This is a genomic window from Lelliottia jeotgali, assembly GCF_016771845.1.
GTDB lineage: Bacteria > Pseudomonadota > Gammaproteobacteria > Enterobacterales > Enterobacteriaceae > Enterobacter > Enterobacter jeotgali.
In genome coordinates this window covers 210,674-233,298 of record NZ_JAENMQ010000004.1, presented here as the reverse complement: position 1 = coordinate 233,298, position 22,625 = coordinate 210,674, and the positions used below count along the sequence as shown (strand labels likewise).

Here is a 22,625-nt window from a genome sequence, read left to right as displayed (position 1 = left end):
TGTGGTGGTACAGCACGAAAGTGGGGGTGATCGACCTGAAGAAAAAGTCGATCACCATGGGTAAAGGATGTTAAATAGTGTTCACCATGTCCCCGAACACCTGTCTACCATGTCCCCGGACCGTACAGCGGGAGAGGGCCGGGGTGAGGGCATCAGCCCGCAGAAAATTAACCCGTCACCGCCTCTTCAATTGGCGGCTTTTCAATCAGCGTAATCATCGTATTCGCAATCTCACGCTCGCCCATCACCACCTGATTCGCACCGCGTTCGGTAATGTATTCCACTTCATCGTCGTAATGCGCACGAGCAATAATCTCGATGCTCGGGCACTTCTCACGCGCCGTGGTCACGATTTCACCCGCCTCATATCCGTTCGGAATGGTCAGCAGTAGCCAGCGCGCGCAGTCCAGATGCGCCAGATTCATGATCTCTTCGTTCGCCGCATTGCCCAGCACCGCACGGATCCCGCGCGCGCGCAGTTCATCCACGCGGGTACGCGACGTTTCGATAACCACCAGCGGAATGCCCTGCGCCATTAACTTCTCGCCGAGCAAGCTACCGACGCGGCCAAAGCCGACCAGCAGCGCGTGGTTGCAGATATCGACCGGGATCTGCTTCTCTTCTTCGATAGCTTCTTCCAGGGTCTGCTCTTCCAGCGTCTCGGTTTTATCGAGGTATTTCTCAAGCAAGGCAAACAGCACCGGGTTGAGCATAATGGAGAGAATCGCTCCCGCCAGCACCAGATTTTGCCCGGCCTGTGGCAGCAGGTTCAGCGCCATGCCCAGGCTTGCGAGGATAAAGGCAAATTCACCAATCTGCGCGAGGCTCGCGGCGATAGTCAACGCCGTGCGCGGCGAGTGACCAAACAAGCGCACCAGACCGAATGCCACCACGGATTTACCGAAGATAATAATCGCCAGCGTCCCGAGCACGGCCAGCGGCTGCTCAATCAGGATTAACGGGTCAAACAACATACCGACGGAGACGAAGAACAGCACTGCAAAGGCATCACGCAGCGGCAGCGTATCGTGCGCCGCGCGGTGGCTCAGCTCAGATTCGTTCAGCACCATACCGGCGAAGAACGCGCCCAACGCAAAGGAGACGTCAAACAATTCCACAGCGCCGAAAGCGATACCGAGCGCAAGGGCCAGCACCGACAGGGTAAACAGTTCACGAGAGCCGGTGGCTGCGCTACGAGAGAGGATCCACGGCACCAGGCGGCGGCCCACCACCATCATAATGGCGATAAAGGCGATCACTTTGCCGATGGTGATACTCATATCCAGCGCCAGCGAGGCAAAGCCGACGTTGTCTTTTTCCACCATCCCGGCGACGGCAGGCAGCAAGACCAGCGTCAGGACCATCACCAGATCTTCAACAATCAGCCAGCCGATGGCGATTTGCCCACGCTGGCTGTCTATTAGCTGCCTCTCTTCAAGCGCGCGCAGCAGCACCACGGTACTGGCGGTTGAGAGACACAGCCCAAATACAATACCGGTCATTAGTGACCAGCCAAGCAAAGCGGAAAGCGCCATCCCCAGCAACGTCGCCACGCCTATCTGGGCGATCGCGCCGGGTATGGCGATATGCTTTACCGCCATCAGGTCCTTCAGAGAGAAATGCAGGCCGACGCCGAACATCAGCAGAATCACGCCTAATTCCGCCAGTTCAGGAGCCAGTTTGGTATCCGCAACAAAACCTGGCGTAAATGGACCCGCCAGCACACCCGCTAATAAATAGCCCACGAGAGGAGAAATACGTAACTTGTTGGCGATCATGCCAAGGATAAAAGCGAGTACAAGGCCACCTACAATGGTGGTGATAAGCGGTGTGGCGTGATGCATTCCGTCTCCTTTCGTCGTGAGGTGTTCCATTTTTGGCGTAAAAACCAAAAAGCCGATTAATAGTTTATGACAATTTCGGCCATTATGTTCATGAATAATTGTTGAAATTTGATGAAAACAGCAATAAGCGTTAAAAAAAGCAGATTAAGACAAATTACCGCGAGGAAGAAGAGGGAAGCCTTATGGCAGTAGGTGGGAATTGCGGTCAAAGTTTACTTTGACCGCAGAGAAACTACGCCTTATGCCGGTAATCAGGCAGGAATATAGTCAATATCCCCAGAAGTGGCAGGAAAGCACAGATTTTATAGACCAGGAAGATACTGGTATGGTCTGCAACCAGCCCCAGCACGGCTGCTCCAAGGCCACCCATCCCAAAAGCAAAGCCGAAAAACAGCCCGGAAACCATACCGATACGGCCCGGCATCAGCTCCTGGGCATACACCAGAATGGCTGAAAACGCGGATGCGAGAATAAAACCAATGATCACGGTTAAAATCCCCGTCCATTCAAGGCTTGCGTAGGGTAAAACAAGGGTAAATGGCGCAACGCCGAGGATAGAGCCCCAAATCACATATTTACGCCCAATTTTATCACCCACAGGCCCGCCAATAACCGTTCCTGCTGCGACCGCAAACAGAAAGGCAAACAGGTGGAATTGGGCGTTTTGTACCGATAATCCGAATTTTTCCATCAGATAAAAGGTGTAATAGCTGCTGATGCTCGCCATATAGAAGTATTTCGAGAAAATCAGCACTAACAGGATGCCCACGGCCAGAATCACCTTATCGCGCGGCAGCGGATTGATAATCGCAGCTTTAGGTTTGCCCTTGTTTACACGATGCTGCGCCGCATACCAGCGGCTGATCTGAATCAGCACCACAATCGCCAGCAGTGCGGCGAGAACAAACCAGGCAACGTTACCTTTTCCGTATGGCGCAATGATGACGGCAGCCAGTAATGGGCCGAGGGAGCTACCAAAGTTACCGCCAACCTGGAACAGCGACTGCGCCAGACCGTGACGTCCGCCGGAAGCCATACGTGCCACGCGTGACGATTCAGGGTGGAACACCGACGAACCGGTTCCCACCAGCGCAGCAGCGATGAGTACCATCTCGAAGCTTCCCGCCAGCGCCAACAGCACCAGCCCGCTCAGGGTAAAGCACATGCCGATCGGCAGCGACCACGGCATCGGATACTTATCCGTCCAGTAGCCAACCACCGGCTGGAGCAGGGATGACGCCATCTGGAAGGTCAGGGTGATCATCCCGATCTGTACAAAGGTTAATGAAAATTCTGACTGCAGCAGCGGATAGATCGCCAGAATCAGCGACTGAATCATATCGTTTAGCAGATGCGACAGACTGATTGCGCCCAAAATACCAAATGAGGTGCGCGATTTTGGCGGTGACGCCGGGGTGCCCGTAGCGGGCGGAGTCGTTTCACTGATTGCCATAAATACCACGTGTTTTGTTATTAGAAGTGCAGGGAGTCATTATTATCTCGCTAACATACCTTTCCGCGAGATTTGAAGAAAGTCGCAATTCTGAAAACATATTTGTCTATTCTTCTTACTCATTGTAATTTTTGCGTTTGTCTTTTGGTCAGGGAGCGAGAATATGAAGTTAATGAAGCGAGGCGTCGCGTTGGCGCTGATAGCCACATGGGCGCTGGCAAGCCAGCCTGTGCAAGCATACGAAAAAGATAAAACCTACAAAATAACGATTCTGCATACCAACGATCACCACGGTCATTTCTGGCGCAGTGAGTACGGTGAGTACGGCCTGGCAGCGCAAAAAACGCTGGTGGACGGTATCCGTAAAGAGGTTGCGGCAGAGGGCGGCAGCGTACTGTTGCTGTCGGGCGGCGACATCAATACCGGCGTACCAGAGTCTGATTTACAGGACGCCGAGCCGGATTTCCGCGGGATGAATTTAATCGGCTATGACGCGATGGCGGTTGGTAACCATGAGTTCGACAACCCGTTAACCGTTTTGCGCCAGCAGGAAAAATGGTCCAAATTCCCGTTCCTCTCCGCCAATATTTATCAGAAAAGCACCGGCGAGCGCCTGTTTAAACCCTGGGCGTTATTCAAACGCAACGATCTGAAAATCGCGGTCATCGGTTTAACCACTGACGACACGGCGAAAATCGGTAATCCGGAATATTTCACGGACATCGAATTCCGCAAACCGGCTGACGAAGCGAAACTGGTCATTCAGGAGCTGAATCAAAACGAAAAGCCGGACGTGATTATCGCGACGACCCATATGGGGCATTATGATAACGGCGAGCACGGTTCGAATGCGCCGGGCGATGTCGAAATGGCCCGCAGCCTGCCGGCAGGCTCTCTGGCAATGATTGTGGGTGGTCACTCACAAAATCCGGTTTGCATGGCATCCGAGAACAAAAAGCAGGTCGATTACGTGCCGGGCACGCCTTGTGCGCCCGATCGTCAGAACGGGATCTGGATTGTTCAGGCTCATGAGTGGGGCAAATACGTCGGTCGCGCAGACTTTGAATTCCGCAACGGCGAAATGAAAATGGTGCGTTATCAGCTGATCCCGGTGAATCTGAAGAAGAAAGTCACTTACGACGACGGTAAAAGTGAGCGCGTACTTTACACCCCTGAAATCGCCGAAAACGCCCAGATGCTGTCGCTCCTGACGCCGTTCCAGAACAAAGGCAAAGCGCAGCTCGATGTGAAAATCGGTACCGTGAATGGTCGCCTTGAGGGCGAACGCAGTAAAGTACGTTTCGTGCAGACCAACATGGGACGCCTGCTGTTGGCGGCGCAAATGGCCCGTACTGGTGCGGACTTTGCGGTGATGAGCGGCGGTGGTGTGCGAGATTCCATCGAAGGCGGGGATATTACCTACAAAGATGTGCTGAAGGTCCAGCCGTTTGGCAACATCGTGGTGTACGCAGACATGAGCGGCAAAGAGGTGGTCGACTATCTGACCGCCGTTGCGCAAATGAAACCGGACTCCGGCGCCTATCCGCAGTTTGCCAACGTCAGTTTTGTGGCGAAAGACGGTAAGCTCAACGATCTGAAAATCAAAGGCGAACCGGTCGATCCTGCTAAAACTTACCGCATGGCAACGCTGAGCTTTAACGCCACGGGCGGCGATGGCTATCCGCACATCGATAACAAACCGGGCTACGTGAATACCGGATTTATCGACGCCGAAGTGTTGAAGCAGTTTATTCAGCAGAATTCACCGCTGGACGTGAATGCCTACGAGCCGAAAGGTGAGGTGAGCTGGCAGTAACGGGGGGTTGTGCCGGGTGGCGGTTTCGCCTTACCCGGCCTACATTCCGGTTTTGTAGGCCCGGTAAGCGTAGCGCCACCGGGCAATTCTTTTAATCCCGACGCGCGATATCCGCAAATTTCGCATCCAGCATCTTCGCCAGATCGTCCGCCGCCAGCTCAATGTCCAGCCCGCGCTTACCGCCGGAAATGTAGATGGTGTCAAAGGTCTGCGACGGCGCATCAATCAGCGTTGGCAGGCGTTTTTTCTGTCCGAGAGGGCTAATCCCACCCACCAGATAGCCGGTCGTGCGTTGCGCAACCATCGGGTCCGCCATATCGACCTTTTTCGCGCCCAGCGCTTTGGCGACTTTCTTCAAATCCAGTTGACCGGCGACGGGCGTCACGGCCACGGCCAGATGCTTCATATCACCGTTCACAGCGACCAACAGCGTTTTATAAACCTGATCGGCATTCAGGCCCAGCTTACGGACCACTTCGTCGCCAAAATTGGTTTCACTGGGATCGTGATCGTAGGTGTGTATCCGGAAAGAAATGTTGTTTTTTTCGAGTAATTTAACGGCGGGAGTCATAATGATCCTTCTTACCACAGACAATTTACACGCAAAGCATACGCCTGACTGCTGTCTAAAAAATAGCACCATCTTGCGCAATAGTATTGGCAGTGATGGTTACTTTGAGCGACAATCGGCTCTGACCGAAGGTCTCCTTCGGCATAATAATAACGATGAAATTCCTCTTTGACGGGCCAATAGAAATATTGGCCATTTTTTTTATTTTAACAGCGACGGCAAATTCCCTTCCCCGTATAAATGCAGCGCGCCAACGGCGACTACGTAACGGCCAGCGGGCAAGGCATGTAACGTTTCTCGCCATGCCTGATTGCGTTCATGCATCAGCACATCATACAGCGATTCACTAAAGGTCGAGGGCAGCTCCAGCTTGCCGTCATCGGGCGGCGACTTGAGCCACCAGCCGATCATCATCTGCAAAAGACGCGCGTTGGTATGCCAGTGGGTGAGCGTGTCATCCAGCAGCAGCAGACCATCTTCAGGAAGCTGACGTAACAGCGCAACCTGGCTGTCGGCGCCTTCCAGTTCGATAATGGCAAGATGGCGCGCGCGAGCAGCGTTCAGCAACTGGTAGTCGATACCAAACTCACCGCGTAACCCCAGACGTTGAGCCTGCGTGGCCTGCAGCACCATCGCGATTTGCCATAATGGCTGGGTTTCGAGCATTGAAAGGGAGAGCCCCAATTCATTGGCGACGCGTTCAAGCTCTGCAAGCTGCGACTCGTTAAGACGCTCGCTCAGCGGAGGGGGAATATCGAGATTTGCGAAAGGGGATTCGCTGCCGGAAATATCGGCTTCGACGACCAGCGCATCGGCTTTGCGCAATAGCTGTACCAGCGCGGGCGGCAGCGGTGACATATCGCGCGTGCCCATATGAATACTGCCGACGAGGTGCAAATGCTGACCGCCTGGGAGAGAAATATCCAGCCCCGGCCAGGGATAGCGGCGGGGAAACAAAGCGCGGAAGGTGGTTTTTATACGACTAAACAGACTCATACGCGCTCCATAAACGGAAAAGTTCATGCTAGCGCGTGGTGACAGATGACGCAACCGTGGCAACCTTGTCAACCCGTAGGCCTGATAAGCGCAGCGCCATCAGGCAAAAAATGCCGGGTGGCGGCTTCGCCTTACCCGGCCTACAAGGTCAGATTACTCTTTCGGTTTAAAGCGCAACAGACGGTTGGCGTTACTCACCACGGTGATGGAAGAGAGCGCCATCGCTGCTCCCGCGACCACCGGGTTAAGCAAGGTGCCGGTCAACGGCCACAGGATCCCGGCAGCAATCGGAATACCCAATGAGTTATAGACAAACGCCCCGAGCAGATTTTGCTTCATATTGCGCAACGTGGCTTTGGAGATCGCCAGCGCATCGGCAACGCCCATCAGACTGTGGCGCATCAGGGTAATCGCCGCTGTCTCAATCGCGACATCGCTCCCGCCGCCCATCGCAATCCCGACATCCGCCTGCGCCAGCGCGGGTGCGTCGTTGATGCCATCACCGACCATCGCCACCTGTCGACCCTGGCTTTGCAGTTTGATAATCGCGTCGGCTTTGCCATCAGGCAGCACGCCTGCGATCACCTCATCAATACCTGCTTCTTTCGCAATCGCATTCGCGGTTGTTGGGTTATCGCCGGTTAGCATCACCAGACGATAGCCCGCCTGATGCAGACGTTTCAGGGCCGCCACGCTGTCGGCACGCAGCGGATCGCGGATGGCGAACAGGGCCGCCGCTTTACCGTCGACCGCCAGCAGCACTGGCGTCGCGCCCTGCGAGGCCTGCGCAGTGAGTTCATCATCCAGCGCGCGGGTATCAATGCCGTTTTCATTGAGCAATGCTTTATTGCCGAGAAGCAACGAATGGCTATCGACCTCACCACTGACGCCTAAACCGCGCAGGGTGCGGAAGTTGTTCACCTGCGGCAACGCGGTGTTTCCGGCTTTATCGAGAATGGCTCGTGCCAGCGGATGGCTGGAACCTTGTTCGAGCGCCGCCGCGAGACGCAGGCCATCCTCTTCAGATACAGCAATCGTTTTCACCGCCACGACCTGTGGTTTGCCTTCGGTGAGAGTGCCGGTTTTATCAAACACCAGCGTATCGAGCGTACTGGCACGCTGAAGTGCATCGGCATCACGTACCAGCACCCCAAACTCAGCCGCACGGCCTACGCCGGAGATGATCGACATCGGCGTTGCCAGGCCTAATGCACACGGGCAGGCGATAATTAGCACGGTGGTGGCGATAACCAGCGTGTAGACGATCTGCGGTGCAGGGCCGAAGAAATACCAGATGGCGGCACTGAACAGCGCGATAGCCACGACCACTGGCACAAAAATGGCGGAAATTTTATCAGCAAGCTGGCCGATCTCCGGCTTGCTGCTCTGTGCCTGACGTACCATGCGAATGATGCGCGACAGCGTAGTATGGCTGCCGACCGCACTGGCGCGGAACAGCACGCTCCCGTCCTGCACCACCGTCCCGGCGTGTACTGCATCACCGGCGGATTTTTGCTGTGGCACCGGTTCACCGGTGAGCATCGCTTCATCCAGCCAGGCTTCACCCTGGGTGATTTCACCGTCGACCGGAACCCGATCGCCGGTCGTTAAGCGCAGCGTCATGCCCGGCTGCACTTCTGCCAGCGGCAGGCTGATTTCGCCGTCCTCCGTCACCACGCGGGCCGACGGCGGCGTGAGGTCGAGCAGTCGTTCCAGCGCTTTAGAAGAACGCTGGCGCGCGCGGGCTTCAAGCATATGGCCTAAGTTAATCAGACCAATAATCATTGCGCTCGCTTCGTAATAGAGATGGCGTGCTTCCATCGGGAACCACTGCGGCCAGACGTTGACACTCATTGAGTAAAGCCACGCGGCGCCGGTACCGAGAGCAACCAGCGTATCCATCGTCGCGGTTTTATTTTTCAGGCTTTTCCAGGCGCTGGTATAGAAATGACCGCCCGCGAAGACCATTACGCCGAGCGTGACCAGACCAATCACCAGCCACAGCGTTCGGTTGTCCTCGGTGACCATCATATTGTCGCCGAGCATTCCCCACACCATCACCGGAATACCGACCAGCAGGGCGACAATCGCCTGCCAGCGGAAGCGTTTCATGGTGGCGATGGCGGTTTCTTGCTGACGTTCACGGCGTTTTACGTCATCTTCGATGGCCTCCGCGCCGTAGCCGGCTTTTTCCACCGCCTGTACTAATTCAGCGGCGGACGCATTGCCCATAATTAGCGCCGTGCGTTCCGCCAGATTGACCCGTGCCTGTGAGACGCCCGGTACGGCCTGCAACGCATTTTGTACGCGAGAGACGCAGCTGGCGCAGGTCATGCCATTGATCAGCAGCTGTTGGCTGTCGTCAATGTCATGCGCTGCCGGAAGCTCAGGAGTAGCCGCTGTCAGTGCTTCCGACGGGATTGATGACTCTGTCAGCGGTTTAGCCTTTGGGTGGCTTAACTCCGCCCCGTAACCGGCTTGTTTAACGGTATCGATCAGCGCTTCGGCGCTGGCGCTGCCCGTTACGACAGCGTTTTCAACGGTCACTTCAGCAGTTTCAACGTCAGGACGTTGTTCGAGACTTTCTTTTACACGTTTAACACAGTGACCGCAGGAGAGGCCATCCAGTGTCAGGTTGATTGTGTGAGACATAACAAAACTCCTGTATGATTATTAAGCCAACATACTCTGTTTGGGACAGTGTGATGAAGCTTAAACCTTCCATCAAGGGGAAGGTCAAGGGGGGAATGTGAATATCAGTGATGTGGCAAAAAAAACCGGTTTAACCAGCAAAGCGATTCGATTTTACGAAGAGAAGGGGCTGGTTACGGCACCGCTGCGCAGTGAAAACGGCTATCGGAGCTACACGCAGCTGCACCTGGATGAGCTCACGCTACTGCGACAGGCTCGTCAGGTGGGGTTTAACCTCGAAGAGTGTGGCGAACTGGTGCATCTGTTTAACGACCCTAAACGGCACAGCGCCGATGTGAAAAAACGCACTCTGGAAAAGGTGGCGGAAATCGAGCGTCACATTGTTGAGCTTCAGGCGATGCGTGAACAGCTGCTTACCCTTGCCGAATCCTGTCCGGGGGATGACAGCGCCGAGTGTCCAATTATCGATAATCTCTCCGGCTGCTGCCATCGTAAAGCCAGTGCTTAACTGGCTTTGACCCGCAGGGTAATCCCTTCGACGGCGATGACTTCAACGCGTGTCCCCGCGACGAGGTCATCATCGGCAACTACCGGCCACGAGCTGTCACCGATGCGGACATGCCCACGACCGTTGATTAACGTGGTATCCAGTGTATAACGCTTACCCACTAGCTGTTGGCCGCGCTGATTCAGTGCGGCATCGGCAGGTTTTTGCCTGCGAACCTGACGTGACAACCAGCGATACCACAGCCATGCAGCGACGAGCGTCAGGACGGCGAAGAGCGCGCCTTGCCACTCCCAGCCGAACGGCGCAACCCAGACCAACAGCCCGGTAACCACCGCTGCGACGCCGCTCCAGAGTAGATAGCCATTACCGCCCAGCATCTCAGCCGCCAGCAGCAGCCCGCCAAGGCTGAGCCAGAAAACATGGGGATGTGCTGCGATCATCTCAATCATTTTTTGCGCTCGTTTCCGCTGTCCTTGATAAGTTCTGCAATCCCGGCGATGGAACCCATCAGGCTGCTGGCTTCCAGCGGCATCATCACCACTTTACTGTTATTGGCGGAGCCAATTTTCTGCAGCGCATCGGTGTATTTCTGCGCCACAAAGTAGTTGATCGCCTGGATATCACCTGCGGCGATAGCTTCAGAAACCATCTGCGTCGCGCGGGCTTCTGCCTCGGCGGAACGTTCACGGGCTTCTGCCTGTAAGAATGCCGACTGGCGCTCACCTTCGGCTTTCAGAATTTGAGACTGCTTTTCGCCCTCAGCTTTCAGAATCTCGGCCTGTCTGATCCCTTCGGCTTCGAGAATGTAGGCGCGCTTGGTTCGCTCGGCTTTCATCTGGGCGTTCATCGATGAAATCAGCTCAGCCGGTGGACGCACGTCGCGGATTTCGATACGGGTGATTTTAATCCCCCACGGATTGGTGGCTTCATCAACAATATGCAGCAGGCGGGTATTGATGTTGTCGCGCTGGGAGAGCATTTCGTCCAGCTCCATCGATCCGAGCACGGTACGGATGTTGGTCATCGTCAGGTTGATGATGGCAAGCTCAAGATTACTGACTTCATAGGCCGCTTTTGGCGAGTCGATCACCTGAATAAAACAGACGGCATCAATGGTGACGTTAGCGTTGTCTCGGGAAATAATCTCCTGAGAAGGAATATCCAGTACCTGTTCCATCATGTTGATTTTACGACCAATACGGTCCATAAACGGAACGATGAGGCTCAGACCCGGCTGGAGGGTATTGGTATAGCGACCAAAGCGTTCGACCGTCCACTGATAGCCCTGCGGTACGATCTTCACGCCTGCGCCGACGATCACCAGCACGACGAAGATAAGAATAGGGATAACGATCAACATGAAAAAACCTCCTGTTTTGTATTCCGTGTAGTCGCAAAAAATCGCTCGTTTGTTGAACTTAAGTATATCGACTATTGCAGGGAAGTTCGCCTCTAATCCATTAACCTGTTTACAATATTGATACGAAGCAGAATGAAAAAATGGGAAATAACATGAAGGATAATTGCGCGCTTCTGGAACTCAGGAACGTTGGTTTTCGCGTGGGCGAAATCCCGATTTTACAGCAGATAAATTTCAGCGTGCGGCCTGGCGAATTCAGGCTTATTACCGGGCCGTCGGGCTGTGGAAAGAGCACGCTTCTGAAGATCATAGCCTCATTGCTCAGCCCGACCGAAGGGCATATTTTCTTTGAAGACAACGATATCACCGCGCTTGCGCCCGAGGAGTATCGTCAGCAGGTTTCCTACTGTGTACAAACGCCCGCGCTGTTTGGCGAGACGGTTTACGACAATCTGATTTTTCCCTGGCAGATCCGCAATAAAGCACCGGAACCGGAAAAATTCATTGCCGATCTGGCGCGTTTTGGCTTATCTGAGGACACCCTGACTAAGTCCGTAAACGAACTTTCTGGCGGTGAAAAACAGCGCGTCTCGCTGATTCGCAATCTGCAATTCCTGCCAAAAGTGCTGCTACTCGATGAAGTCACCAGCGCTCTTGACGAGAGCAACAAGCGCAATGTGAATGAGATTATTCATCGCTATGCCAAAGAGGAAAATATCGCGGTGCTATGGGTGACGCATGATGCCGGTGAGATTGCCCATGCCGACGAGGTGATCACCCTTCAGCCGCACGGCGGGAAGATGCAGGAGGCAAATCGTGAACGAGCATAATATTACCAACGAATCGCTGGCCCTTTCGATGGTGCTGGTGCTGGTGGCGATCCTGGTCAGCCACCGGGAAAAGCTCGGTCTGGAAAAGGACATCGTGTGGAGCATTTGCCGCGCGGTGATTCAGCTGATTATCGTCGGCTATGTACTGAAGTACATTTTCAACGTCAACCACGCGGTGCTGACGCTGCTGATGGTGCTGTTTATCTGCTTCAACGCGGCGTGGAATGCGCAAAAGCGCAGTAAATACATCGACAAAGCGTTTATCTCATCGTTCATTGCCATCACCACCGGCACGGCGTTGACGCTGGCGGTGCTGGTGCTTTCCGGCTCCATTGAATTTGCGCCAATGCAGGTGATCCCCATTTCCGGGATGATCGCGGGGAACGCGATGGTGGCGGTGGGGCTGTGTTACAACAATCTCGGACAGCGGTTTAGTAGCGAGCAGCAGCAGATCCAGGAAAAGCTCAGCCTGGGCGCGACGCCAAAAATGGCGTCGGTGCGGTTAATTCGCGAAAGTATTCGATCGTCACTGATCCCAACGGTCGATTCAGCGAAAACGGTCGGGCTGGTGAGTTTGCCGGGGATGATGTCCGGGCTGATTTTTGCCGGTATCGATCCGGTAAAAGCGATTAAGTATCAGATCATGGTGACCTTTATGCTGCTCTCGACCGCCAGCCTGTCGACCATCATTGCCTGCTATTTAACCTATCGGAAGTTCTACAACTCGCGCCACCAGTTGGTGGTGACGCAGTTGAAAAAGACGGGGTGAGGTGCGGGCGTTTTGCCGGGCGGCACTGCGTTTTCCCGGCCTACAATTCGGCATGTTGCGAATTTCGTAGGCCCGGTAAGCGTAGCGCCACCGGGCGTTTTGCCGGGTGGCAGCGCGTGGGATTAATACAACAACGCGTAAAGCTGGCGACGATATTTAGACGCCAGCGCATCGCCGGTACCGAGCGCTGCGAGGATCTCCTGGAACATCTTCCGCGCCTGACCATCGGCAGCCGCCAGATCTTTTTTCAGATGGCTAAACAGCAACTCCAGCGCCTCTTCGTTGCGTCCTACCTGATGCAGCTGTAACGCCAGTTGGCTGGCCAGCGCGGCATCGTCCGGGTTCTCTGCAACCTGCTGCTGCAACTGCTGGATTTCTGGAGTGTCCGCCGCCTGTTTCAGTAGTTCAATTTGCGCGACCAGCCCCTGGTAACGGGTGTCCTGATCCTGCAACGGAATGGTTTTCAGTACCGCTTCGGCGTCTTCTGAACGATGCAGTTCGATCTGCGTCTGTGCCAGCAGCAGGCCAATCTGACTGTCCTGATTCGACAGTTGCCACGCGTCTTTCAGCAGCGGCAGCGCTTCGTCGTGTTTGCCTTCCTGAATCAGCGCCAGCGCCTGCTGTGCTTTCAGCTCTTCTTCGCGCGGCAGCACTTTGTCGAGCAGAGCGCGAACCGCTTCTTCCGGCTGCGGGCCCTGGAATCCGTCGACCGGCTGACCATTCTGGAACAGATACACGGTTGGGATCGCGCGCAGCCCAAACTGGGACGCCACCATCTGCTCAGCGTCGCAGTCCAGTTTTGCCAGCAGGAACTGACCATTGTACTGCGCCGCGAGGCTCTCCAGTACCGGCGTCAGCTCCAGACAGTGCTGGCTACGTTCGGACCAGAAATAGAACAGCACGGGTTTGGTCATCGACACTTCAAGTGTCTGGTGCAGGTTCGCTTCAGTGATGTTGACAATATTCTGTACGGACATACGGCATTCTCTTTTATCAATTTGACAAATAGATGGGGGATGAGGAGCCAGGCTTCAACTCATCCGCGTAAAATTTTATCCATCATGCGGCCCGGCAGCAGGCGCTTAAGCCAGCCCACGGCATGGGTCACAAGGGTGACCGGGTAGCGAATTTTTGGCCGTTCGCTTTCAAAAGCATGGCGCACTTTGGCGACCACCGCCTCTGGCCCGAGGGTAAATCGTGCGGCAATACCGGGGTTTTCGACCGGATGGTCGGACTGGGTCTGGTTGACGTTTTCTGTGAAACGGGTACGAATCGGTCCCGGTTCAATCAGGCTAACCTTAATCCCGCTGTGGCGCAGTTCCATGCGCAGTGCGTCGGACCAGGCTTCGAGCGCATATTTGCTGGCGGCGTACGCCCCGCGACCCGGTGTAGAGATCAATCCCATCACCGAGGAGGTCATCACAATACGGCCTTCGCCGTGCGGGAGCATTGCCGGGAGCAGCGCCATCGTGAGCTGGTGGATGCCAAAAAAGTTGGCCGAAAACTGCTGCTCAAGCTGCTCGCGCGAAATGGTTTGTAGCGGGCCGTAGACACCGAAACCGGCGTTATTAAACAGCCCAAACAGACGATTGTCGGTCAGGGCGATCACCTCGGCGGCGGCGCGTTCAATGCTTTCCGGCGAGTCCAGATCCAGCAACACGCCCTGAAAGCCTTTGCTGTTCATGCGTTCTACATCTTCGGGTTTTCGGCATGCGGCTAATACCCAAAATCCCTGGCGCTTCAGTTCGAGTGCGCTCTCAAGGCCAATTCCGCTGGAACATCCTGTTATTAAGACCGATTTTTGCATAACTTTACCTGTCAGGATCTCCGCTGAATTACGAGTCATGTTTAACTAGAGGTGCCAGTCGTGTCGCCATCCAGTCCGCAATAAACGGCTGGGCGTCGCGATTGGGGTGAATACCGTCATCCTGCATCCATTGCGGTTTCAGATAGACCTCCTCCATGAAAAATGGCAGCAGCGGAATATCGAATTCTTTGGCAAGCTTGGGATAGATGGCGCTAAAGGCCTCATTATAACGGCGTCCGTAGTTCGCAGGCAGACGAATTTGCATTAAAAGCGGCTGGGCGTTGGCGGCCTGAATATCCGTAATAATTTTGCGTAAGGTTTCTTCTGTTTGTTGCGGCTGGAAGCCGCGTAAACCGTCGTTACCGCCCAGTTCGACCAGTACCCAGCGCGGCTGATGTTGCTTGAGCAAAGCAGGCAGGCGTGCAAGCCCCTGCTGGGACGTATCGCCGCTGATGCTGGCATTCAGCACCGGCGTTTGAGTCTGCCACTTATCGTTGAGCAGCGCAGGCCAGGCGGCAGTGGCCGCCATCCGGTAGCCCGCACTCAGGCTGTCACCCAGCACCAGTAACGTGTCCGCCGCAGCGGCGCGAAAGGTCATCAGAATCAGAAACAGGAAGGGCAAATGCCAGCGGAAAACATTGTTGCAGTTCATCATCTTAAGAAGTCCGTCGGTCAGGGTGAGCACGAGTTGTCCATCCTCACCGGAGTTGAACTCGTTGTCAAACGCGCTGAAACCATCGCGCTGATTGGTGAATCCGGGTCCGGTAAGTCCACGCTGCTGGCGATCCTGGCCGGGCTGGACGATGGCAGCAGCGGCGAGGTGAATCTGGTTGGCCAGCCGCTGCACACACTCGATGAAGAGGCACGCGCGGCGCTGCGGGCAAAACATATCGGCTTTGTGTTTCAGTCGTTCATGCTCATCCCGACACTCAATGCGCTGGAGAACGTCGAGCTGCCAGGCCTGCTGCGCGGTGAGAACGCCAGCCAAAGCCGGAGCAGTGCAAAAGCGCTGCTGGAGCAGCTTGGGCTGGGCAAGCGTCTGGACCATCTCCCGGCGCAGCTTTCCGGCGGTGAACAGCAGCGCGTGGCGCTGGCGCGGGCGTTCAACGGTAGTCCGGAGGTGCTGTTTGCCGATGAGCCAACCGGAAATCTGGACCGGCAGACGGGCGATAAAATTGCCGATTTGCTCTTTTCCCTCAACCGCGAGCATGGCACCACGCTGATTCTGGTCACTCACGACCTTGAGCTGGCGGCCCGCTGTGACCGCCGACTGCGTTTGGTCAACGGGCAATTGCAGGAGGAAGCATGATTGCACGCTGGTTCTGGCGCGAATGGCGCTCGCCCTCGTTGCTGATTGTCTGGCTGGCGCTAAGTCTGGCGGTGGCCTGCGTGCTGGCACTCGGCAGCGTCAGCGATCGCATGGAAAAAGGCTTAAGCCAGCAAAGCCGCGAGTTTATGGCGGGTGACCGCACGCTCAGCAGTTCGCGCGATGTGCCGCAGGCGTGGATCGACGAGGCGCGTAAACAGGGGCTGAAAGTCGGTCAGCAGCTTAGCTTTCAAACCATGACTTTCGCCGCCGACACGCCGCAGCTAGCGAGCGTTAAAGCCGTTGATGACGTCTATCCGATGTACGGCGATTTGCAAACCAATCCGCCCGGCCTCAAACCGACGCCGGGTTCTGTTTTGTTAGCTCCACGCCTGATGGCCCTGCTGAACCTGAAAACCGGGGACAGCATTGACGTCGGTGACGCGACGCTGAAAATTGCCGGGGAAGTGGTGCAGGAGCCGGACTCCGGCTTTAACCCGTTCCAGATGGCGCCGCGCCTGCTGATGAACACCGCGGACGTGGCAAAAACCGGGGCCGTGCAACCTGGCAGTCGCGTCACCTGGCGCTACAAATTCGGTGGTACGCCCGCGCAGCTTGAAGCCTACGAAAAGTGGCTGAAACCGCAGCTCAAGCCCGAGCATCGCTGGATCGGCATGGAGCAGGACGACGGCGCGTTGGGGAAATCTCTCGAGCGTTCGCAGCAGTTTTTACTGCTCTCCGCGCTGCTGACCATGCTGCTGGCTGTCGCCGCCGTGGCGGTGGCGATGGGGCACTACTGCCGCAGTCGCTACGATCTGGTGGCGATCCTCAAGACCCTTGGTGCGGGCCGGGCGCAGCTGCGTAAGCTGATCGTCGGCCAGTGGCTGATGGTGCTGATGCTCTCAGCCATCACCGGCGGGGCGATTGGCTTACTGTTTGAAAAAGTGCTGATGGTATTGCTCAAGCCAGTGCTGCCCGCTGAACTGCCGCCCGCCAGCCTGTGGCCGTGGCTTTGGGCCATTGGCGCGATGGTGGTGATTTCTCTGCTGGTGGGCCTGCGTCCGTATCGTCTGCTGCTGGCGACGCAGCCGCTGCGGGTGTTGCGTCGTGACGTGGTCGCCAGTGTCTGGCCGCTGAAGTTTTATCTCCCGGTTGTGGTCGTCGTAGTCGTGATGTTGCTCGCCTGGCTGATGGGCGGGAGTATGCTGCTGTGGGCCGTGCTGGCCGGTGCTGTGGTGCTGGCGCTGCTGTGCGGCGTGCTGGGATGGATGTTGCTAAACCTGCTGAAAGGGCTGACGGTAAAATCGCTACCGGTACGTCTGGCGATCAATCGCCTGCTGCGCCAGCCGTGGTCGACGCTCAGCCAGCTGTCGGCGTTTTCGCTGTCGTTCATGCTTTTGGCGATGCTGCTGGTGCTGCGAGGCGATCTGCTCGACCGCTGGCAGCAGCAGCTTCCACCGGAAAGCCCGAACTATTTCCTGATTAACATCGCGCCGGAACAGGTCACGCCGCTGAAGGGCTTCCTCGCGGAACATCAGATTGTGCCTGAGTCGTTCTATCCGATCGTTCGTGCGCGCCTGACACAAATTAACGGCAAGTTGACGGAAGGGAATCAGGACGAATCGCTTAATCGCGAGCTGAATCTGACCTGGCAGGATAAACGCCCGGACCACAACCCGATCACCGCCGGTAACTGGCCGCCAAAAGCGGGCGAAGTGTCGATGGAAGAAGGGCTGGCGGCGCGTCTGAAAGTCGGTTTGGGCGATACGGTAACGTTTACCGGCGACACTCAGGATTTTAGCGCCAAAGTGACCAGCCTGCGTAAAGTGGACTGGGAAAGCCTGCGCCCGAACTTCTTCTTTATCTTCCCGTCCGGCGCGCTCGACGGGCAGCCTCAAAGCTGGCTGACCAGCTTCCGCTGGGAGAACGGCAACGGCATGCTGACGCAGCTGAACCGTGAATTCCCGACGGTAAGCCTGCTGGATATCGGCGCGATTCTGAAGCAGGTCGGCCAGGTGCTGGAGCAGGTGAGCCGTGCGCTGGAGGTGATGGTGGTGTTGGTGACTGCCTGCGGCGTGCTGTTGCTGCTGGCCCAGGTGCAGGTGGGCATGCGTCAGCGCCATCAGGAGCTGGTGGTGTACCGCACGCTCGGAGCGAGTAAATCCCTGCTGCGCACCACGTTGTGGTGTGAGTTTGCGCTGCTCGGCCTGGTCTCCGGTCTGGTGGCGGCGATTGGCGCTGAAACTGCGCTGGCCGTACTGCAGACCAAGGTGTTCGACTTCCCGTGGGAACCGGACTGGCGGCTGTGGCTGATCTTGCCGGTGTCGGGTGCGGTGCTGCTTTCCCTGTGCGGCGGCTGGCTGGGGACGCGCCTGTTAAAAGGTAAAGCGCTGTTCCGTCAGTTTGCCAGTTAATTCCCTCTCGTGATGATTACGCGCCGGTTTATATACTGGTGCGTAATCCTTTAGTAGCACAAAACGATAATACCTCCACTTTTAGCAGCACAAATCATTAAAAACCCAACCCCACGGCCTGTTTAATTCCAGATATTATTCATCCGCTAAATAATTAGCAGCGTGTCTATCAAGGAATAATAATGACCATAAAAAAAACAGCGCTGGCGGCAACGATCGGCGCGGCAGTGGCATTGGCGTCTTTCGCAGCACAAGCGGAAATCACCGTACTGAAGCAAGATCCGCAGGCGGGCAACCCGCTGAGCCGTCTTAACTTCACCGTTGGCGGCAGCATCCGTCCCCAGTTCAACATGATGACGGGCGACGGCGACAAAGGTTCTTACAAGCGTAACGGCTTCGATGGCGGCACCCGTTTCCGTTTCGCAGCAGATTACTACCTGTTCGACGACATCAGCTGGGTAAGCTACTACGAGCTGGGTGTGAACATTCCAGCGCTGTTCGACTGGGATAACCACCACGCAGAAGGCGCGAATGATACGTCTCGCCGTATGCTCTACACCGGCCTGAAAAGCGATACCTGGGGTACGCTGACCTTCGGTCAACAGAACAGCGTCTATTACGATGTGGTCGGCGCGAAAACCGATATCTGGGACTACGACATGGTAGGTCAGGCACCGGGTAACGGTATCAACGGCGACTACGACGGCTCTTATCGTTCACGCAAAATGCTGAAATATAAGAAAACCGTCGGTGATGCAGACATTTATGCATCTTATCTGTTCGAAGACGGTGAATACCTGCCGGGTAACGGTTTGCGTTACAAACGTAAAGGCGGCGGTTCACTGGGTATTGATTACCACCTGACCACCGATCTGACCTGGGGTACGGCGTGGAACTATACCCGCGCGGATATGCGTAACCCGGATAACGGCGACAGCAAATCTTACGACCAGAACATCCTCGGTACGGCGCTGAGCTGGACCCCGGACAACTGGACCTTCTCCGCAGGCGGCGGCTGGTATCAGAACTTCATGACCACCAAAAAAGTGTCGGTGAACGACTACTTCGCCGGTGATGCGTGGGGTATTGAGTACTTCGCGGGTTACAAAATCCCGGTTGGCCAGTACGCGCTGAAATCAGTTCAGCCATACGTGATGGGCGATCGCATTGAGTATGTGAATGGCCGCAACTACCAGCGCATCGATAACGGCGTGGGTATCAGCTTCCAGCTGGATTACGGTTTCCGTGTTGATTACGAACACGTGTTCACCTCCAGCACTGACGATCTGGGTGATATGAACCTGGTCCGTCTGCGTTACGACTTCTAAGTCGGAGCCGTTTGTCCCCGGTGGCGCTTTGCTTACCGGGGCTACGGACTGTCGGTTTGTCCACGGTGGCGCTTTGCTTACCGGGGCTACGGACTGTGCGGTTTGTCCCCGGTGGCGCTTTGCTTACCGGGGCTACGGACTGTGCGGTTTGTCCCCGGTGGCGCTTTACTTACCGGGGCTACAAAACCCGTAGGCCGGGCAAACGCAGTGCCGCCCGGCATAATGCGCGCACGGTCTATCATTTCCCACAAATTGCCTATCCCAATCTCCTGCACATTCAACGACATATTCCGCAACATCATGAAATAATTTCAAGGACAGCCGCTTGTGATCTGTGTCATGTTAAACAGACTCTGCGCCGCATCGTACGGTGCAACACAACGCCACACCGCTTTGAAATGGAGATCTCATGGGATTACGTCACACGCTTCGCACCGCTGCCGGTGCGCTTCTGCTGGTCTGCGGTTTGCAGGCTGCCCACGCTAACAGCGATCCGCACACCATCGTGTTTGGCGTCGCGCCTGGCCCGTACGGCGACATGGTCAAACAAGCCATTGCTCCCTCGCTGAAAGAGAAAGGCTACAAAGTGGTGGTGCGCGAATTCAGCGATTATGTGCAGCCGAACATGGCGCTCTCTAACGGCAGCATCGACGCCAACTTGTTCCAGCACTCGCTCTACTTCACCAAATTTACGGCCGACAAAGGGCTGAAGCTGACCAAATTACTCACCGTGCCGACGGCTGGGATGGGTTTCTATTCCCACAAGATAAAGGGCCTGGATGAGCTGAAAAAGGGCGATATCGTGACCCTTTCGAACGATCCGACCAACCTCGCGCGCGGCCTGCGTTTCCTGCAGTCTCTGAAGCTGATTACCATCAAAGATAATATCGACCCGACCAAAGCCTCCGAGCGTGATATCGCCAGCAACCCGAAAGGGCTGGTGTTCAAACCGCTGGAAGCGGCGCAGCTGCCGCGCACGCTGGATAGTGTCACCGCCTCTCTGGTCAACGGGAACTTCGCCATTGCTGCCGGAATGGATCTTTCCAGCGCGCTGGCGCAGGAGCACCTCGACGAAAACCTGAAAAATATCATCGCTGTGCGTACGGAAGATGCTGATAAACCGTTCGCCAAAGATATCGTGGCGGTGGTCGAGTCTCCGGCCTATCGCGCGGTGATCGACGATCCGAAAAACGTGTATACCGCTTTCCAGAAACCCGACTGGATGACGGCGGCAAAACCGTAATTGCGCACAGGTTTGACAGGGCAGCTGAGTCTGCCCTTTTCGCATTTCTGAGGTAGTCATGATTGAGTTAGACAAGGTATGTGTCGACTTCCAGACCGGGCGCGGGCCTTCCACCCGCGCGGTCTCCGACGTCAGCCTGACCATTGCAGCCGGTGAGATTTTTGGCATTGTCGGCACCAGCGGCGCGGGGAAAAGCACCTTGCTGCGCACCCTGAATGCGCTCCAGCGCCCGAGTGCGGGCCGCGTTAACGTCAACGGCGTAGAGATTTCTGCCCTTGATGGCGTGAATCTTCGCAAAGCCCGCCAGCGTATTGGCATGATCTTCCAGCATTTCAATTTGATGCACACCCGCACCGTGGCGCAGAACGTGGCGTTTAGCCTGAAGGCCGCCGGATGGGAGCGCAGTAAAATCGTTCCGCGCGTGACGGAGATCCTCGCCCTCGTCGGGCTGACGGACAAAGCCAATCGTTATCCGGTGCAGCTGAGCGGCGGGCAAAAACAGCGTGTGGGCATTGCTCGCGCGATTGCCAACCACCCGGACGTTTTGCTGTGTGATGAACCGACGTCTGCTCTGGATCTGGAAACATCGGCGACTATTCTGGCGCTGCTCAAGCAGATCAACCAGCAGATGGGGATCACGATCGTGCTGATCACCCATGAGATGAACGTGATCAAATCCATCTGCGATCGCGTGGCGGTGATGTCCGGTGGCGAAGTGGTGGAGCTGGGCGAGGTATTCGACGTCTTTGCCCATCCGCAGCATCCGTTCACCCAACAATTGGTATCGCATACTCTGAACCTGACCCTGCCGGAGCGTTTGCAGCAGCATCTTCCTGGGCAACTGCTGAAAATCCTGTTTATCGGGGATTCCGCTGAGCAGCCAGTGCTCTCGGACGTGGCAATCAAATTTGGCGTAGCGGTGAATATTCTGCACGGCAAAATTGAGTACATCGGCGAGCGAGCGCTGGGGATTCTGGTGGTGCAGCTGACGGCGGATGATCCTGCCGTTGTGGAAACGGCTGTAGAACATATTCGTCATCGTACTGCGCAGGTGGAGGTGATCCGTGGATGATTTAGTGGCCGATCTGGGCCTGGCGTTTAACGAAACCTTCCAGATGCTGAGCATCTCCACGGTGCTGGCAATTCTCGGCGGACTGCCGCTGGGCTTTTTGATTTTTGTCACCGACCGACATCTGTTCTGGCAGAACCGTTTTGTTTACCTGGTGAGTTCGGTACTGGTGAATATCATCCGCTCGGTACCGTTTGTGATCCTGCTGGTTCTCCTGCTGCCGCTGACGCAATTGCTGCTTGGCAACACCATCGGCCCGATTGCAGCATCGGTTCCACTTTCTGTGGCGGCGATTGCGTTTTACGCTCGTCTGGTGGACAGCGCGTTGCGCGAAGTGGATAAAGGGATTATTGAAGCGGCCGAGGCGTTTGGTGCGAGCCCGATGCGTATCATCTGCACCGTCCTGCTGCCGGAGGCGAGTGCCGGATTACTGCGTGGTCTGACGATCACGCTGGTCAGCCTGATCGGTTATTCCGCGATGGCTGGGATCGTTGGCGGCGGCGGGGTAGGGGATCTGGCGATCCGCTACGGCTATTACCGCTACGAAACCCAGGTGATGGTCGTCACCGTGATCGCGCTGATCGTGCTGGTGCAGATCGTCCAGGTGCTGGGCGACTGGCTGGCGAAACGCGCCGACAAGCGCGATCGCCGCTAGAGAA

Annotated in this window: 20 protein-coding genes; 10 read left to right on the top strand and 10 right to left on the bottom strand. The window is 56.0% G+C overall.

Annotation, left to right across the window (positions count from 1 at the left end; all coding sequences use genetic code 11):
- Window positions 1-167: 167 nt before the first annotated feature.
- Window positions 168-1,844, bottom strand: coding sequence for a YbaL family putative K(+) efflux transporter (gene ybaL / locus JBO43_RS11865; protein WP_095281050.1), 1,677 nt, complete (start codon window positions 1,842-1,844; stop codon window positions 168-170).
- 232 nt (window positions 1,845-2,076) lie between these two features.
- Window positions 2,077-3,297: an MFS transporter gene (locus JBO43_RS11860; RefSeq protein WP_103949535.1), complete on the bottom strand. Its 1,221-nt coding sequence runs from the start codon at window positions 3,295-3,297 to the stop codon at window positions 2,077-2,079.
- A gap of 163 nt (window positions 3,298-3,460) precedes the next feature.
- Here JBO43_RS11860 and ushA point away from each other — a divergent pair, with 163 nt between their 5' ends.
- A complete protein-coding gene (gene ushA / locus JBO43_RS11855) occupies window positions 3,461-5,113 on the top strand; it encodes a bifunctional UDP-sugar hydrolase/5'-nucleotidase UshA (RefSeq protein WP_202674380.1) in 1,653 nt (550 codons plus the stop codon).
- Window positions 5,114-5,204: 91 nt separating this feature from the next.
- On the opposite strand, the gene ybaK is transcribed toward ushA, so the two are convergent.
- From ybaK to copA, 3 genes are all read right to left on the bottom strand, one after another.
- Window positions 5,205-5,684, bottom strand: a complete 480-nt coding sequence (ybaK, locus tag JBO43_RS11850; RefSeq protein WP_095281053.1) for a Cys-tRNA(Pro)/Cys-tRNA(Cys) deacylase YbaK — start codon at window positions 5,682-5,684, stop codon at window positions 5,205-5,207.
- A 201-nt stretch (window positions 5,685-5,885) separates the two neighbouring features.
- Window positions 5,886-6,680, bottom strand: a complete 795-nt coding sequence (locus tag JBO43_RS11845) for a TraB/GumN family protein (protein WP_103946776.1) — start codon at window positions 6,678-6,680, stop codon at window positions 5,886-5,888.
- A 153-nt stretch (window positions 6,681-6,833) separates the two neighbouring features.
- Entirely contained in the window at window positions 6,834-9,332 is a 2,499-nt protein-coding gene (copA, locus tag JBO43_RS11840; protein ID WP_202674379.1) for a copper-exporting P-type ATPase CopA, read from the bottom strand.
- Window positions 9,333-9,429: 97 nt separating this feature from the next.
- On the opposite strand from copA, the gene cueR reads away from it, so the two are divergent.
- A complete protein-coding gene (gene cueR, locus JBO43_RS11835) occupies window positions 9,430-9,840 on the top strand; it encodes a Cu(I)-responsive transcriptional regulator (protein ID WP_095281056.1) in 411 nt (136 codons plus the stop codon).
- On the opposite strand, the gene JBO43_RS11830 is transcribed toward cueR, so the two are convergent.
- Window positions 9,837-10,289: an NfeD family protein gene (locus tag JBO43_RS11830; protein ID WP_103949532.1), complete on the bottom strand. Its 453-nt coding sequence runs from the start codon at window positions 10,287-10,289 to the stop codon at window positions 9,837-9,839. The genes cueR and JBO43_RS11830 overlap by 4 nt on opposite strands.
- Window positions 10,286-11,200 (bottom strand): SPFH domain-containing protein, encoded by a 915-nt coding sequence (locus JBO43_RS11825; RefSeq protein ID WP_095281058.1) that lies wholly within the window; start codon window positions 11,198-11,200, stop codon window positions 10,286-10,288. The genes JBO43_RS11830 and JBO43_RS11825 overlap by 4 nt, the downstream gene beginning before the upstream one ends.
- A 152-nt stretch (window positions 11,201-11,352) precedes the next feature.
- Between JBO43_RS11825 and fetA the strand changes: the two genes are divergently transcribed.
- Window positions 11,353-12,030: an iron efflux ABC transporter ATP-binding subunit FetA gene (gene fetA / locus JBO43_RS11820; RefSeq protein WP_202674378.1), complete on the top strand. Its 678-nt coding sequence runs from the start codon at window positions 11,353-11,355 to the stop codon at window positions 12,028-12,030.
- Window positions 12,017-12,799: an iron efflux ABC transporter permease subunit FetB gene (gene fetB, locus JBO43_RS11815; RefSeq protein WP_202674377.1), complete on the top strand. Its 783-nt coding sequence runs from the start codon at window positions 12,017-12,019 to the stop codon at window positions 12,797-12,799. Before fetA ends, fetB begins: the two co-directional genes overlap by 14 nt.
- Before the next feature lie 122 nt (window positions 12,800-12,921).
- Here fetB and JBO43_RS11810 read toward each other — a convergent pair whose 3' ends face one another.
- From JBO43_RS11810 to tesA, 3 genes are read right to left on the bottom strand one after another with little or no spacing between them, the layout of a single operon-like run.
- Window positions 12,922-13,776, bottom strand: a complete 855-nt coding sequence (locus JBO43_RS11810; RefSeq protein WP_103946772.1) for a co-chaperone YbbN — start codon at window positions 13,774-13,776, stop codon at window positions 12,922-12,924.
- A 59-nt stretch (window positions 13,777-13,835) separates the two neighbouring features.
- A complete protein-coding gene (locus JBO43_RS11805) occupies window positions 13,836-14,645 on the bottom strand; it encodes an SDR family oxidoreductase (protein ID WP_095281061.1) in 810 nt (269 codons plus the stop codon).
- On the bottom strand, window positions 14,635-15,261 hold the full coding sequence (gene tesA / locus JBO43_RS11800) for a multifunctional acyl-CoA thioesterase I/protease I/lysophospholipase L1 (protein WP_100780759.1): 627 nt from the start codon (window positions 15,259-15,261) through the stop codon (window positions 14,635-14,637). The genes JBO43_RS11805 and tesA overlap by 11 nt, the downstream gene beginning before the upstream one ends.
- Between tesA and ybbA the strand changes: the two genes are divergently transcribed.
- From ybbA to JBO43_RS11770, 6 genes are all read left to right on the top strand, one after another.
- Window positions 15,229-15,915: a putative ABC transporter ATP-binding protein YbbA gene (gene ybbA, locus JBO43_RS11795; RefSeq protein ID WP_095281063.1), complete on the top strand. Its 687-nt coding sequence runs from the start codon at window positions 15,229-15,231 to the stop codon at window positions 15,913-15,915. The genes tesA and ybbA overlap by 33 nt on opposite strands.
- Window positions 15,912-18,326, top strand: coding sequence for a putative ABC transporter permease subunit YbbP (gene ybbP / locus JBO43_RS11790; RefSeq protein WP_202674376.1), 2,415 nt, complete (start codon window positions 15,912-15,914; stop codon window positions 18,324-18,326). The genes ybbA and ybbP overlap by 4 nt, the downstream gene beginning before the upstream one ends.
- A gap of 176 nt (window positions 18,327-18,502) precedes the next feature.
- Complete coding sequence (locus tag JBO43_RS11785; protein WP_202674385.1) at window positions 18,503-19,654, top strand: porin; 1,152 nt, start codon at window positions 18,503-18,505, stop codon at window positions 19,652-19,654.
- Between the two features lie 409 nt (window positions 19,655-20,063).
- A complete protein-coding gene (locus tag JBO43_RS11780; RefSeq protein WP_202674375.1) occupies window positions 20,064-20,897 on the top strand; it encodes a MetQ/NlpA family ABC transporter substrate-binding protein in 834 nt (277 codons plus the stop codon).
- A 58-nt stretch (window positions 20,898-20,955) separates the two neighbouring features.
- Complete coding sequence (sfbB, locus tag JBO43_RS11775) at window positions 20,956-21,969, top strand: virulence-associated ABC transporter ATP-binding protein SfbB (protein WP_103949528.1); 1,014 nt, start codon at window positions 20,956-20,958, stop codon at window positions 21,967-21,969.
- Complete coding sequence (locus tag JBO43_RS11770) at window positions 21,962-22,621, top strand: methionine ABC transporter permease (protein ID WP_095281068.1); 660 nt, start codon at window positions 21,962-21,964, stop codon at window positions 22,619-22,621. Before sfbB ends, JBO43_RS11770 begins: the two co-directional genes overlap by 8 nt.
- Window positions 22,622-22,625: the final 4 nt, after the last annotated feature.